Source organism: Desulfovibrio porci, from assembly GCF_009696265.1.
In the GTDB taxonomy this organism is placed as follows: Bacteria; Desulfobacterota; Desulfovibrionia; order Desulfovibrionales; family Desulfovibrionaceae; genus Desulfovibrio; species Desulfovibrio porci.
Map to the genome: position 1 here is coordinate 42,671 of NZ_VUMH01000009.1, position 14,113 is coordinate 56,783.

General features: G+C 63.3%; 10 protein-coding genes. 7 read left to right on the forward strand and 3 right to left on the reverse strand.

Annotated elements, in window-relative coordinates; all coding sequences use genetic code 11:
- Positions 1-193: 193 nt before the first annotated feature.
- The 3 genes from FYJ44_RS09530 to FYJ44_RS09540 all read right to left on the reverse strand — a co-directional run bounded on the left by FYJ44_RS09530 (position 194) and on the right by FYJ44_RS09540 (position 3,576).
- Entirely contained in the window at positions 194-1,204 is a 1,011-nt protein-coding gene (locus FYJ44_RS09530; protein WP_154511516.1) for an NAD(P)H-dependent glycerol-3-phosphate dehydrogenase, read from the reverse strand.
- Between the two features lie 4 nt (positions 1,205-1,208).
- Positions 1,209-2,681: a M99 family carboxypeptidase catalytic domain-containing protein gene (locus FYJ44_RS09535; RefSeq protein ID WP_154511517.1), complete on the reverse strand. Its 1,473-nt coding sequence runs from the start codon at positions 2,679-2,681 to the stop codon at positions 1,209-1,211.
- A 697-nt stretch (positions 2,682-3,378) separates the two neighbouring features.
- Positions 3,379-3,576 (reverse strand): heavy-metal-associated domain-containing protein, encoded by a 198-nt coding sequence (locus FYJ44_RS09540; protein ID WP_154511519.1) that lies wholly within the window; start codon positions 3,574-3,576, stop codon positions 3,379-3,381.
- A gap of 85 nt (positions 3,577-3,661) precedes the next feature.
- Here FYJ44_RS09540 and FYJ44_RS09545 point away from each other — a divergent pair, with 85 nt between their 5' ends.
- From FYJ44_RS09545 to FYJ44_RS09575, 7 genes are all read left to right on the forward strand, one after another.
- Positions 3,662-6,034, forward strand: coding sequence for a heavy metal translocating P-type ATPase (locus tag FYJ44_RS09545; RefSeq protein ID WP_154511521.1), 2,373 nt, complete (start codon positions 3,662-3,664; stop codon positions 6,032-6,034).
- Between the two features lie 115 nt (positions 6,035-6,149).
- Positions 6,150-7,919 carry a calcium-binding protein gene (locus FYJ44_RS09550; protein ID WP_229772642.1) on the forward strand — a complete coding sequence of 590 codons (1,770 nt, stop codon included), beginning with the start codon at positions 6,150-6,152 and terminating at the stop codon, positions 7,917-7,919.
- Positions 7,920-8,235: 316 nt separating this feature from the next.
- Positions 8,236-9,618 carry a glycerate kinase type-2 family protein gene (locus FYJ44_RS09555; protein ID WP_154511525.1) on the forward strand — a complete coding sequence of 461 codons (1,383 nt, stop codon included), beginning with the start codon at positions 8,236-8,238 and terminating at the stop codon, positions 9,616-9,618.
- A 43-nt stretch (positions 9,619-9,661) separates the two neighbouring features.
- Positions 9,662-10,948: a phosphopyruvate hydratase gene (gene eno / locus FYJ44_RS09560; RefSeq protein WP_154511526.1), complete on the forward strand. Its 1,287-nt coding sequence runs from the start codon at positions 9,662-9,664 to the stop codon at positions 10,946-10,948.
- A 171-nt stretch (positions 10,949-11,119) separates the two neighbouring features.
- Positions 11,120-12,163 carry a TRAP transporter substrate-binding protein DctP gene (gene dctP / locus FYJ44_RS09565; RefSeq protein ID WP_154511528.1) on the forward strand — a complete coding sequence of 348 codons (1,044 nt, stop codon included), beginning with the start codon at positions 11,120-11,122 and terminating at the stop codon, positions 12,161-12,163.
- An 89-nt stretch (positions 12,164-12,252) separates the two neighbouring features.
- Positions 12,253-12,759: a TRAP transporter small permease gene (locus FYJ44_RS09570; RefSeq protein ID WP_195841007.1), complete on the forward strand. Its 507-nt coding sequence runs from the start codon at positions 12,253-12,255 to the stop codon at positions 12,757-12,759.
- Positions 12,756-14,042, forward strand: coding sequence for a TRAP transporter large permease (locus tag FYJ44_RS09575; protein ID WP_154511532.1), 1,287 nt, complete (start codon positions 12,756-12,758; stop codon positions 14,040-14,042). Before FYJ44_RS09570 ends, FYJ44_RS09575 begins: the two co-directional genes overlap by 4 nt.
- The last annotated feature ends 71 nt before the right edge of the window (positions 14,043-14,113 follow it).

A 14,113-nucleotide genomic window follows, 5' to 3' on the forward strand; every position in this document is an offset into this window, starting at 1 on the left:
ATCCGGCATTGCGGTCCGGGCCGATATGCGCCGCCACGGCGGATGGAATTTTTTGCACGGCGCGGACCTTCGCCAGAGGCGGAAGTCGGCGGCATTCGTGAAAAAAATCCCTAGCTGAGTAGTCAGTCAATACCCTACTTTACGTTCAGGCGCAAGCCTGAAAATCTTTTTTTTCACAGCGCGGCAGGGCTCTTTATTCCTCGCGCAGGTCGCGGCTCATCAGGGTTCTGAGCGCTTCATGCGGGGGCTGACCCTCGTAAAGGACGCAATGCATGGCGGCGGTGATGGGCGCCTCAATGCCCAACCGCAGGGCCAGCGCATGCACGGCGGCCGTGGTTTTGACGCCTTCGGCCACCATGCCCAGGCTACGGGTGATGTTTTCCAGATTTTCGCCGCGGCCCAGCCGCAGGCCCACCTGCCGGTTGCGCGACAGGTCGCCGGTGCAGGTCAGGGTGAGGTCGCCCAGACCGGACAGGCCCATGAAGGTGCTCTGGCGGGCCCCGCAGGCCGCACCCAGGCGGCTCATCTCGGCCAGGCCCCGCGTGACCAGGGCGGCCCGGCTGTTGTGCCCCAGACCCAGGCCGTCACAGACCCCGGCGGCGATGGCCATGACGTTCTTGAGCGCGCCGCCCATCTCCACGCCGATGACGTCCGTGCTGGAATAGCAGCGGAAGGCCGGGCCGGAGAACAGTTCCCGCAAGGTGCGGCCCAGGGCTTCGTCGTGCGCGGCCAGCACCACGGCCGTGGGCAGGCCCTGCAAGACTTCCGCCGCGAAGGACGGCCCGGAGAGCGCCGTATAGCGCGGTTCAAGACCGGCCAGGGCCTCGGCGGCCACCGCGCCGCAGGTAGACAGGCTGCCGGTTTCCAGGCCCTTGGCCGCGTTGACCAGCACCAGACCGGGCCGGAAATGTTTTTTGTGCGCGGTCAGCCAGCTCCGCAATTGCTGGCTGGGCACGGCCAGCACCAGCCAGTCGCGGTCAAGGACGGCCGGGTCCGTACTGGCCGTCAGGCGGGCGTCCAGCGTGAAGCCGGGCAGGTAGCGCGGGTTTTCGTGGTCTTCGTTGACGGAGCGGGCCACGTCCGCGTCCCGCAGCCAGAGGGTCACGGGCAGGCCCCGCGCGGCCAGCAGATGGGCCAGGGCGGTGCCCCAGCTGCCGCCGCCTGCCACGCTGACGGGCGTTGTGGTGGAAAGCGCGCCGGACATGATTTCAGAATCCCAGTTTTGATTCCGGGCCGGGCCGGTCGGGCAGAATGGGGCGGGTCACGGCCATGCGGGCGTTTTTGGCGCCGAAGCGCAGCAGGAACATGCCGGCGAAATTCTGGTTTTTGTACACTTCCACCCGGAAGAGCGTGCCCCGGCGGTCCACGGAGAAGCGCGGCGCAAAATCCTTGAGGCGCAGGGGCAGGCCGCTTTCGTCGCGGCGGCCGCTGTCAAAGCCGATGGCGTTGACCCGGAAGCCTTTCTGCGGATGTACGCGCGCCGTTTCTTCCACGTCCAGCACCCGGCCGAAGGGCACGGTTTCGTCGCGTCCGTCCACGGTGACGCGCACGGCGTCCAGGCTGTTGTCCATTTCGCGCCAGTCGGGGCTGATCAGGGTGATGGTGCGGTTGCCGTAGTGGATGCAGAGCCGGTCGTCGCGGCCCTGGCAGGGCAGTACCGCCATGATGGGCTTGGTGGTCACGGCTCTGGCCGGGCTGCCCTTGGGCAGCGGCAGATATTTGATGGAGGGGCGCACGTTTTCCAGGGGCAGAAAAATGCGGTTTTCGGCAAAGGATACTCCCAGATTGTCCCGCAGGGCCTCGCCCACGCCCTGGGGCGTCAGGGCGAAGTCGCGTCTGAAGCGCACGCCCGCCTGGCGCAGAAAGGCCTCCACCATGTTCAGATGGTAATAGGCCCGCAGTTCCACCGGAAATTCCTTGCTGGCCTCCAGACCGAAAGCCGCCTTGCCCTGGCGTACCGCGTAGTAGGACAGGCTTTTTTCCATTTCCTTGTCCCCGGCGGCGGTGTTCGTATTGTGAACGTGCAGGGCGTGCAGGGGCTTGATCAGGCGGCGGTTGACCTCTTCCGCCACCAGGGCCGCCTCTTCGGCCAGCGCGCCCATGAACACGCCGGGGGGCAGGCTGTCCTGGTCGATGATCACCGACTGGCCCCAGCGGGCGGGATTGCAAAGATAATTCTGATATTTTTCGCGGTAGTAGCCGCTGCCGTCGTGCAGATTGAGCACCAGGGCCACATCCGGATGGCCGATCAGCTCCTGGATGCGGCGCACAGTGGGAAATTCCGGATCGTTTTCGTCCAGACGGGCGAATTTACGGTTCATGTCCCCGTGCAGGCCGCGCGAGCGCTTGATGATGCTGGGAAAGTTGAGGTTGGGCACTACCCAGACGGTCCCTTCCTGGATTTCATAGCGGGTGGCCAGCAGGGTGGCGGCGGAAAAACCACCTGGCTCGTCGCCCTGGATGCCGCCCACCACCAGCACGGCGCGCGTCGCGTCGCCCAGGCGGATGGTGGTGAAATCCAGGGAGAAGGCTTCCTCGCCGCGCGCCGACGCGGGCGTGCAGAGCCAGAGGAAGGCGCAGAACAGCGGCAGACATGCCGCCAAGCGCGGCAACAGGCCGTGGCGGTCGTGAAAAAACGGCCCCGCGCCGGGGGCGGACATGATGCATGGCTTTGTATTCATTGCCTGTTCCTGCTGTAAATGGCAGGAGGAAGGTACGCCATTTGGCGCCAAACGGCAAGGATAAGCGGGGCGGAGCGCAGGGCAGACTCATCTAAAAAATCTTTATTTATTGACTAGATAGCTCAGTAGCGGACAAAAAGGGGCAAAGCCGCTTTTGCTCCGCCGGAGCGAAGCGCAGGCGGATGGCTGGTGCCGGGAGAATCCTAAAAAATGCGCTAGCCGTTGCCGCGCCGTCGGCTTGCTTGAGCCGTTCACGGCGAAGCCGTATTACGGAACAAGACAGCATCGTTACGGATAGCGACAGTGACTTCCCTGGACACAATTTCGTGTAACTCATTGCTGTCTTCAGCCGTAGCTGGCAGTGCTGTCTTTATCCGTACGGCTCACAAGCTCGCCTACGGCTAAAGCTCCTGCGTCGCAACGGCTGAAGCAAGATTTTTTGGCGCTGGCGGCGTCATCTGGCGTTTTTTGCGCGGAAACCGACCGGAAGGCGGTCCAAAGGGCCGTGCCCGTTGACGAGCGTAGCGAGCTTACGGGCATCGAGAGCAGAGATGTACTCAAGTACGTGAGCAGCAAAAAGCGCCAGATGACGCCGCCAGCGCCGGAAAGGCTGGTTTTGACGGATAATCACGACAAATAACAGACTGGCAAAACTGAAATTAGCTGCGTCTGCCTCGCTCCCGGCGCGGTCACGTGCCTATTCCGGGTCGAAACCGATATCACGGATGGCGGACTTCAGCGCGTTCAGGTCCACGGGGCCGGTTTCCTCATAGCGCAGTTCCCTCGCGGCCAGATCCACTTCAGGCTTGTTCACGCCGGACACCTTGGCGGCGGCTTCTTCCACGGCGGCCTTGCAATGGCCGCAATGCATGCCGTTGACTTTTAATGTTTTCATATTATCCTCCAGAATAATTTGGTTTTCATTTTCAACGTGCCCAGATTACGCCGGGCCCGTTGAAAAAACAAGCGGAGGCGCGGCAATGACTGCGGAAAAAGAGACAAACAACGACGGGGAGGCCTGCCCCCTGCGTTTTGATATCGGCGGTATGCACTGTGCCGCCTGCTCCTCGCGCATCGAGCGCGTGGTGGGCCGGATGGACGGCGTGGACAAGATCAGCGTGAACCTGCCCACGGCCACGGCCAAGATCTGGGTCAAGCCCGGCGAGGAGGAAGCGGTGCGCAAGGCGGTCATGGAGCGGGTGGCCGCTCTGGGCTTTTCGGCCACACCGGCGGCGGACGTGGACGCCGCGACCCAGTACGAGACCGCCAGGGCCAAAGCCCTGGAGGACCGGCGGCAGCGCTTGGGCCGCCTCTGGCCCATGATCGGTTTTTCCGTGCCGCTGCTGGTCGTCTCCATGGGGCATATGATGGGGCTCAGCCTGCCCTCCTGGCTGGAACCGCACAGCGCGCCCCGGATCTTCATGCTGCTGCAACTGTTGCTGACCCTGCCGGTGGTCTGGCTGGGGCGGCATTTTTACCTTGAGGGCGCGGCGGCCCTGCTGCACAAATCCCCGACCATGGACAGCCTGGTGGCCGTGGGCACGGGCGCGGCCTTTCTGTACAGCCTGGGCAACACCGTGCTGGGCGTGCTGGGCTTCGACCCGGTCATGCGGGCCATGAATCTCTATTATGAATCCTGCGCCGTGCTGCTGACCATGATCGAACTGGGGCAATTCCTGGAAGCCACGGCCAAGCGCAAGGCCGGTGACGCCATGGGCGCGCTGATGAGCCTCGCGCCGGAGACGGCTCTGCGCCTGGACCGTGAGGACGAGGCCGCGCCGCCCGAGGAAGTGCCGGTCGCAGCCCTGCGCGCGGGCGACCGCCTGCTGATCCGGCCCGGCAGCCGCGTGCCCGTGGACGGCGTGGTGCTGACCGGCAAGAGCGCCGTGGATCTTTCCCTGCTGACCGGGGAATCCATACCCGTGCCCGTGGGACCGGAGGACAAGCTGGTAGCGGGCAGCGTCAACGGCGAGGGTTCCCTGACCATGCGCGCGGAAGCCGTGGGCCGGGACACGCGGCTGGCGCGGATCATCCGTCTGGTGCGCGAGGCCCAGGGCAGCAAGGCTCCCATCGCCCGTCTGGCCGACCGGGTGAGTTTTTATTTCGTGCCTGCGGTCATGCTCTTCGCCCTGCTGGCGGCCCTGGCCTGGCTGGTCTTCAGCGCCGAACCCATCAGCACGCCGCTGTCCGTGTTCGTGGCCGTGCTGGTCATGGCCTGCCCCTGCGCCATGGGCCTGGCCACGCCCATGTCCATCATGGTGGGCACGGGCCGGGGCGCGCAACTGGGCGTGCTGATCAAGAACGGCGCGGCCCTGGAGCAGGCCGGGCGGCTCACCACCCTGGCCGTGGACAAAACCGGCACCCTGACCACGGGCAAGCCTGTGCTCACCGGCATTTCGGTGCTGGACGCAGAGGGTTCAGCCACGGATAGGACTGTGGACGGACTGGATGAAACGGCCCTGCTGACGCTGGCGGCGGCTCTGGAGGCCCGTTCCGAGCATCCTCTGGCGCTGGCCCTGATAAACGCAGGGCGCGAGCGCAACTGCCCGTCCTGTCCGGTGGAGGATGTGGAGGTTTCGCCGGGGCTGGGCATTGCCGGTACGGTGTTGCTGAACAATCAGAACTATGTGGTGGCCGTGGGCAACCGGGCATTTATGAGGGAACGCGGTCTGGAGGCCTCCGGGGCGGTTGACGCGCAACTGGCGGCCCTGGCCGAGGCCGGGCAGACTCCGCTGCTGCTCTCCGTGGGCGCGGCGGGCGCGGCGCGCCTGGCCGGTATTCTGGCTCTGGCCGACGCCCTGCGGCCGGAATCCCCGGCGGTGGTGGCCCGCCTGCACGCCATGGGCGTGCGGGTGGTCATGCTCACCGGCGACAACGAACGCACGGCCCGCGCCGTGGCCCGTCAGGCCGGGGTGGACGAGGTGGCCGCCGGACTGCTGCCCGCTGAAAAGGCCGATTATGTGCGTCGTCTTCAGGGCGAAGGCCAGGTGGTGGGCATGGTGGGCGACGGCATCAACGACGCTCCGGCCCTGGCCCTGGCCGATGTGGGCATGGCCGTGGGCACGGGCGTGGACGTCAGCGCTGAAGCCGGGGACATCGTGCTGATGCGCGGCGGCATGGAAGCCGTGCTCACCGCCCTTGCGCTGTCGCGCGCCACCATGCGCAACATCCGCGAAAATCTGGGCTGGGCCTTCGGCTACAACATCCTGGGCCTGCCCGTGGCCGCCGGTCTGCTGCACGTTTTCGGCGGCCCCATGCTCTCGCCCATGCTGGCGGGCACGGCCATGGCCCTGTCCTCGGTATCCGTGGTGACCAACGCCCTGCGGCTGCGTTTTTTCAAGATCACTTCATAGCCTCCGCAGAACCGGCGGAACTGACGGAACCGGCCGCGGAAATAACAAGATGAGGGCATTTCAAGAAAAGTTGAAATGCCCTCATGTTTTATCGCAAGCGGCCGATAAATGTTGTATGAGTCTTATAAGCCGCCTCCTGACCGCCAACAGTTTTGGCTCTCTGTGGCACCCTGATTCCGGCGGAATCAGGGTGGGGCGGGATGTGGGCGCGCTGACCGCCACCGGTTTCGCGCGCGGGGCTCCGGACAACGTGATTGTCGGCAAGGGCGACGATGTCGAACTGAAGTCCGGCGATCTTTTCAACAAGGTCAGAGAGGCCGCGCGAAGCGGAAAAAACGTCAGACAGTTCCGCTCCATAAGCGATCAGGATCTCAGTGACGGCAAGGTTTCGGACGACGCCGCCCTCTACAGAAACGGAGACTATCGCGCCGACTTTGCCGACGGCATCCTGACCATCTCCAAACGAAATCAGGAGACGGGCAAGTTCGAGGATTTTGTCGCCGCCGAGATCAAAGAAGACGCCAGAGTGGTCTGGAACGCGGACGGCGAGCCGCAGATTCTGACCGGCCGCGCGGCCATGACCGGAGGAGTCCTCAAGGCCGGAGGTGAAAACGAACTGCTCTTCCGGGTGTCCAACTGTGATGTGCAGGCCGGGCAGGGGACTGTGGTCTATAATCTGTCCAGCGCCGCGGGCACGTACTCCGGCGGCGACAGTGTCACGTATCTGGGTGAGTACAATGGCGGCACGTTCACCGACACCACGGGCAGGGTGACGTTCGGCGGCTATTTCAAGGGCGCGTCGTTTTCCAAGCTGACCGGGCTTTCGTCTTTTTCCGGCGTGTTCGAAGAGGCGGACGTTAATCTTGAGGACGGCAACGGCGTCTTCAGCGGTTATTTTTCCGCTTCGGCCATCACGGGTTCCACCGGGCGCGGCAACACCATGAGCGGCATGTTTCTGAACGCCTGCATCATACAGGGCGGCGACGGCGACGACCTTTTCAACGGCCGTTTCATCAACAGCAGCATTGACGGCGGCGACGGAGACAACTCCTTCGGCGATTTGGGCATGAACCTGATGCGCACCCTGGTCGCCGAAGCCGACTTCGTCAATTCCGACGTCACTGCGGGCGCGGGGCGTGACAGCCTGCACGGCGTGGTCTGGGGAGGCGTCTTTGATCTTGGCGAGGGAGACGACAATGCCGACGGCGTCTTTTCCCAAACCGTCATTCTTGGCGGAGGCGGCAAGGATACGCTGAGAGCCGACTATGCCAACGGCACTTCCTTTGACACGGGCGACGGCGAAGGCGATGTGGTGGACCTTGCCACCGGCGTCAATAATACGGTGAGCGCCGGTGAAGGCGGCAACACCATCAGCATGGGGCGCAATGGCGTGAGCGATCAGGCCAGAACCTGGCAGACGGCCGAAGAGCATGCCCTGCGGACAAGGCCCACGCAAACCGGCGAGATCGCGCGGAACACTGTCATCGCGGCTTCGGGCGAAAGCACGATAGTCATCAACAATGGCGAAACTTCCCGGCATGTTGCGACTTCCGACGGCCGAAAGTCGCCCGGCTCCGAAGACGCCGTCGACAACGCCGACGCCCCGGTTGCCGAAAACAGGCCGGAGGCGCAGATGGGCGGCGTCGATAAGGCGCTGCTTGCCGCCATCAACCGCTACCGTCTCGTGATGGATGCGGAGTCGGAAAACGCCGCCGGACCTGCGGCCACGGTGGTCTATGCCGATGGACATCGGGAAGGCTTCAACGGCATAGCCCGGCGGGAAGCACACTACGAGGACCCGGAGGGCGGCATGATCCGGACGGTGCGCCGCTACGGCCGTGACGGTTCCGTCTCCTGGGACCGCTGGATGAAACTGGCCGGGTAAGCGGCGTCCTTCTTGCGAACCCGTGGCATGTGATTTTTCTCTTCCGTTTTTTACGGCTTTCCCGTGCGCTCATTCCGGAACCTGTGTACTCAGTTTTGATGCCATAACATTCTGAATTCATTACGCGAAAAACATCGCCGAACGCTGCTTTGCGCGGCCCGTCTCCCTTGGGAGGCGGGCTGTTTTTTTTCGACTGCGAGCAATTTGTATATTGAATATTGTTGACAAAATACAATATGCCCGATAGTTCTCAAATCAAGCCGAGTCCCAAGCCGCGGCCATAAGCCGGGGCGTCACACGCTGAAACGGAGGGGCCATGCTTCCCATCAAAAATAGCCAGGAACTGCTGAACACCGGCGACCCCGCCGTGAGAACCGTTCTGCTGCACATCGCCAACAACGCGTTGACTATGCTCAACGCTGAAAGCCGGATCGCCTCCCTGGTCTGCCTGGAGGGGAATTGCCTGCATGTGGGCGACAGAACCTGGGATCTCGCGAAGTACAAGCGGATTTTCGTCATCGGCGCGGGCAAGGCGGGCAACCATATGGCCCGCGCGCTGGAAAAGATTCTGGGAGAGCGTATTGCGCGCGGCATCGTCATCGTCAAGCAACTGGAGCCGGGCGATGAACTTCGTCACATTGAGCTGACGCTGGGCGGGCACCCCTATCCCAACGAGGCGGGCTGGAAGGCCACCCGGCGCATTCTTGAACTGCTCGACGCCTGTACTCCGGAAGACCTGATCCTTTCCCTGATAAGCGGCGGCAGCTCCGCCCTGATGAACTGCCCGGCGGACGGCATTCCGGTTGAGGAAGAGAGCCGCCTGACCCGGCAACTGCTCACCGCCGGGGCGAAAATTTTGGAGATCAACACCGTGCGGCGGCACGTCTCGGCGGTCAACGGCGGCCGTCTGGCCCAGCGGGTGGCGGCCGTGGGTGCGGAAATGATCAATCTCGTGCTTTCGGACCGGGTGGGCGACGAGGCGGTGGGCACGCCCCGGGTGCCGGTGGCCTATACCGGCACACAGATCGGCATTGATCCCACCACATTCGGCGATGCCTGGGCCGTACTGGAGCGCTACCACCTCTTGGAGCGCGCTCCGGCGTCGGTCGTCGCGCACCTGCGGCGCGGGTCCTCCCTGCCGGAAACGCCCAAGGCCGGGCTGCCGCGCGTCCACACTTTTGTGATCCAGGGGTTGGAGGACGCTTGTGTGGCGGCTGTGGCGGCGGCGGAGCGGGAAGGCCTCGTGGCCACGGTGCTCACCTCGTTTCTGGAAGGGGATTCCCGGCAGGCCGGGCTTTTTCTCGGCGCGCTGGCGCGGGAGGTACGTTGCCGCCAGCGTCCCGTGGCGCCGCCCTGCATCCTGATCGCCGCCGGAGAAACCACGGTGCGCCTGGAGGGAGAGGCGGGCAGCGGAGGACCCTCGCAGGAGCTGGCCCTGGCCTTCGCCCAGCAGGTCGGGGATCTGCGGGGCATCGGCATCGCCGCCATTGAGACCGAGGGCACGGACGGCCCCACCGGCTTGGCCGGTGGGCTGACCGACTGCACGACGGTCAGGCGCGCCAGGGAGGCGGGCATCGACATCCTGAACGCGCTGGACCGGCATGACTGCTGCCCGGCCCTCACGGCTTTGGGCGACCACCTGGTAACGGGCAACACGGGCACGAATCTCTGCGATCTGAACATCATCTATATCCGCTGAGCGGAGGGCTTTTCAGCGCCCTTGCGGGCAAAGGGGGACGGTAATGGACCAGTGGCGCATCAGCGACATCCTCGCCAGAGAAGTTCTCAACAACAAGGGCTGTCCTGTGCTGGAAGTAGATGTTGTCAGCGCAGACGGCCGCTGCGGCCGGGCGTCGGCCTCCTTCGGCATCTCGGCGGGCAGCCACGAGGCGGCCATTCTCCGCGATGGCGGAGCGCGCTACGGCGGCATGGGCGTGCGCACACCCATGCGCCTGGTGCGCGAACGCATTTTGCCTCTTCTCAAGGGCATGGACAGCCGTGATCAGCGGGGCGTGGACGCGGCGCTCATTGCACTGGACGGCACGCCGGACAAATCCGCTCTGGGCGGCAACACGCTGTGCAGCGTTTCGCTGGCCGTGGCCAAGCTGGGAGCCCGGCAGATGGATCTGCCGTTGTACAAACATCTTGGCGGCGCTCTCTGCCATGCGCTGCCGCTGCCTTTGCTCAACCTGATCAACGGCGGCCCGTATTCCGCCGGACCGGCGGATTTTCAGGAATTCCACGCCGTGCCTCTGGGCGCGCCGAATTTCGCTGAGGCCATGCGCATGGGAGTGGAAGTTTCCCTGCGCCTGCCCGAAGTCATCAGAAAGCGGCATGGGGCCGACGCCTACCGGCCGGGCCATCTGGGCGGCATCGGCGCTCCGGCGGCGGATCCCAGGGCCGTGCTGGACACCCTGCTGGCCGCCGTGGAGGACGCGGGCTACGGCGGCAGGTTCGTGCTCAGCCTGGACTGCGCCACCAGCCATCTTTTCGACCGCGAGGCCAATGTTTACGCCATGTCCTTCGGACGGCTCAGCCCGGAGGAGATGGTGGATTATTTCGCGGCGCTGGTGCGCGACTATCCCATTTTCATGCTTGAGGACCCTCTGCACGAGGACGATTTTGAGGGCTTCGCCCGTCTCAACGCCAAAGTGGCGACCCTGATCTGCGGGGACGACCTCTTTGTGACCAATATTGAGCGGCTGCGGCGGGGAGCGGCCCTGAACAGCGCCGGGGCCATGATTTTCAAGCCGAATATGATCGGCACGGTGACCGAAGCTTTGGACGCGGCACGCTATGCCATGGCGCAGGGCATGGAGGTCATTCCCTCGCTACGCGCCGCCACTTCGCCGGGAGACCCCACGGCGGAGCTGGGCATGGCCGTGAGCGCGCGGCTGATGAAGGTGGGCGCGCCTCAGACCGGCGAACGCACCCGGCAGCAGAATACCCTTATGCGTATTGAGGAATCCCTGGGCGCGGCGGCCGCTATGATCGGAGAGGAAGAGGTGCGGCGCTGGCTGTCGGTCTAGGACGTGTTTCTAAACCGGCTCTTTTGCCATCGCGCCGCCACAGTGCGCTTGCGGCGCAGAGCCCCGGCTTCACGCGGATTTGAACGCGCATCGGCGCAACACAAACAAGGATACAGTCGGCAGGGCAACAAACTTCAGTCAGCAGCATCTTCAAACACCAAGGGAGCCGTTATGAACGCCACAAGAACCATCCGTTTTCTTCTTGCCGCGCTTCTGGCCGGGGGATTGTGCTTCGGCGCCGTTGCGTCCGCGCCGGCCGCGGACTACGAAATGAAATTGGCGCACTCCAATCCCGAAAAGGATTATTCCCACCTCCATTCCCCTCTGGTGGTTTTTAAAAATGAAGTGGAGCGCCGAACCGGCGGCCACGTCAAGGTCAGCATTTATCCCAACGGTACTCTGGGCACACAGAAGGCCATGCTGGAGCAGCTCACCCGGGGCGTGATTCAGGCGGTATCCATTTCCGAAGGCGGGCTGGCCCCCTTCTATCCGGACATTGCGGTTCTTTCCATTCCCTATCTGTTCAAGGAACCGGACATCGCCTATGAGGTGCTGGACGGCCCGCTGGGCGACTGGCTCAAAGAGGACATGGCGAAAAAGGCGGGCATCCGGCCGCTGGCCTGGGGCGAGGACGGCGGCTTCCGGCATTTCACGGACAGCAAGCGGATGATCAAAAGTCCGGCCGACATGCGGGGAATGAAGATCCGCACCATGCCCGTGCCCGCCCATCTGGAGATGGTCAAGGCCCTGGGCGCGAGCCCCACGCCGGTTTCCTGGAGCGAACTGTACACCGCCCTGCAGACCGCCGTGGCCGACGGCCAGGAAAATCCCATCGCCAATATCCGCATCGCCCGCCTGGACGAAGTGCAGAAGTACCTGACTCTGGACGGGCATCTGTACAGCGTGGTCGCCATCTTTGTGAATGAGAAATGGTTTCAGAGCCTGCCGTCCGAATATCGTCAGGACATTTTGCGCTCCGGCAGGATAGCGGCCCAGGTGACCCGTTATCTGAGCCGGGTCAATGAAAGCATCGACCTTGCTTACCTCCGGAGCAAAGGCATGCAGGTCTATGCGCCCACGGCGGAGGAGAAGGCCCGGTTCGAGACCGCCACGCGTGAGCCCGTGCTCAGAGTGCTCAAGGAAAGCGTGGATCCGGCCCTGGTGGACCGGGTGCTGGAGGAGACAGCCAAGGCGGAAAAGAAACTGGGATATTAGCGGCACAGCTCTTTTGCTCCTGACGCTCGTCAGACAGGATGGAGCCTTCCCTCCGCGAGGGGAGGCTCCGGAAAACAGGAGGGAACGTCATGATCACCCCCATCCTGCGGAAATTCCGGAGAGGCATCCACCGCATCTGCCGTTGGTACTGCATCCTCATGCTGGCGGGCATGCTCGTGATCGTGGGCATGCAGGTGCTGCTGCGCAATCTGCTCGGCATTCCCATGCCCTGGGCGGAGGAAAGTTCGGTCTACATGATGATTTCCCTGGCTGTCTTCGGTTCGGTCTTTGTGCTGTCCGAAAGGGGGCATCTGTATGTGGAGTGTTTCATTGACCGTCTTCCTTTCCGGCTGCGGGCGCTGCTCAAGGCCCTGCTTCTGCTCGTGCAGGCCGCCTTCATCGCCTTGATTCTGTTTCACTCCGCCGGGGCTCTGGAGCATGCCGCCAGGGTGCAGGCCGTTTCCCTCGGCATCTCCATGTTCCTGCCCAGCCTTTCCATTCCCGTGGCCTTTGCCCTGATTTTTCTTGAAACACTTTTCCAGTTTGTGGACCTGCTCCTGCACTGTTTCAGTAAGTCGGCACGAGGTGCGTCGTGATACTTCTGCTCACCGCGATTTTTCTGCTGTTGCTTCTGCTGGGCATGCCCATCGGCCTTGCCATGGGCGTAGCCGGTTGCGCCTACTTTCTCTTCTCCGGGCAGGACATGTTTCTGAACATGCTGCCTGATTTCATTTTCAACGGGCTCAATTCCTTTGTGTTGATGGCCATTCCCTTTTTCCTCCTGGCCGGGGAAATTATGGACCGGGCCACCATTTCCGGACGCCTTGTGACTTTTTCCAATATCCTGGTGGGGCGCTTTCCCGCGGGACTCGCTCAGGTCAATATCATGGCCAGCATGTTTTTCGCCGGAATAACCGGCGCGGCTTTGGGCGACGTGGCGGCTCTGGGGAAAATCTTCATCCCGGCTATGGAAAAGGAAGGGTATGACCGGCCCTTCGCGGCGGCGGTGACGGCCGCCTCGTCGCTGATCGGTCCCATCATTCCGCCCAGCATCGTCATTGTGGTCTACTGCGCGGCCACGGATCTCTCGGTGGGCGGCATGTTCGCGGCGGCCATCGTGCCCGGCCTGCTTATGGGCCTGTCCCAGATGATCATCGTCTACATGCTTGCCAAGAAGCGCCATTACCCCCGGCATGAGGTCAAGATCACGCCGCGCGAATTCGCCGTGAGCTTCAAGGACGCCTCCCTGGCTCTGCTCATGCCTGTCATCATCCTGGGCGGCATCATGTCCGGCGTGGTCACGCCCACCGAGGCGGCGGCCTGCGCCGTGCTTTACGCTCTGGCCGTCAGCTTCGGGGTGTACAAGAGTCTTAACGTCTCGCAACTGCCGGACATCTTTTTTTCCGCGGCGCGCGGCTCCGCAAAGCTTTTCTTTATTCTGGCCTTCATCGGGATCATGTCCTGGATTTTCGGCTTCGAACGTCTGCCGCTGCTGCTCCGTGACACGGTGCTGGCCCATGTGCCCAGCCCCTGGCTGATTCTGCTCTGCATGAACATCTTTCTGCTTTTTGTGGGCATGTGGATGACCGAGGGGCCGGCCATTCTGCTTTTTGCGCCTATCATGGCGCCCCTGGCTGTTTCGGTGGGCCTGCATCCCTTCACCTGGGGCATCATCATGGTCATGCTTCTGGTCATGGGGCTGATAACGCCGCCGGTCTGCCTGGTGCTCTTCGCCACGGCGGATATCGCGGAACTGCCCATGGAAAAGGTTTTTGTGGCTATTCTGCCGCTGTTCTGCGCCAATATCGGCGTCATCGTACTGCTGAACGTCTTTCCCGAGCTGACGCTCTTCCTGCCGCGCCTGCTCGGATTTTTATAGCTGTCTTGAGTTTCAATGCGTAACCCTATACCGTAGCGCCACTTTTCAGGAGTTCCCCTTAACTTTTGGAG

What these genes read in the sequence shown, in the direction of transcription:
- FYJ44_RS09540 (WP_154511519.1), bottom strand. Translation starts at nt 3,576, where the DNA reads ATGAAAACATTAAAAGTCAACGGCATGCATTGCGGCCATTGCAAGGCC.
- FYJ44_RS09550 (WP_229772642.1), top strand. Translation starts at nt 6,150, where the DNA reads ATGAGTCTTATAAGCCGCCTCCTGACCGCCAACAGTTTTGGCTCTCTG.
- FYJ44_RS09535 (WP_154511517.1), bottom strand. Translation starts at nt 2,681, where the DNA reads ATGAATACAAAGCCATGCATCATGTCCGCCCCCGGCGCGGGGCCGTTT.
- FYJ44_RS09555 (WP_154511525.1), top strand. Translation starts at nt 8,236, where the DNA reads ATGCTTCCCATCAAAAATAGCCAGGAACTGCTGAACACCGGCGACCCC.
- eno (WP_154511526.1), top strand. Translation starts at nt 9,662, where the DNA reads ATGGACCAGTGGCGCATCAGCGACATCCTCGCCAGAGAAGTTCTCAAC.
- dctP (WP_154511528.1), top strand. Translation starts at nt 11,120, where the DNA reads ATGAACGCCACAAGAACCATCCGTTTTCTTCTTGCCGCGCTTCTGGCC.
- FYJ44_RS09530 (WP_154511516.1), bottom strand. Translation starts at nt 1,204, where the DNA reads ATGTCCGGCGCGCTTTCCACCACAACGCCCGTCAGCGTGGCAGGCGGC.
- FYJ44_RS09545 (WP_154511521.1), top strand. Translation starts at nt 3,662, where the DNA reads ATGACTGCGGAAAAAGAGACAAACAACGACGGGGAGGCCTGCCCCCTG.
- FYJ44_RS09570 (WP_195841007.1), top strand. Translation starts at nt 12,253, where the DNA reads ATGATCACCCCCATCCTGCGGAAATTCCGGAGAGGCATCCACCGCATC.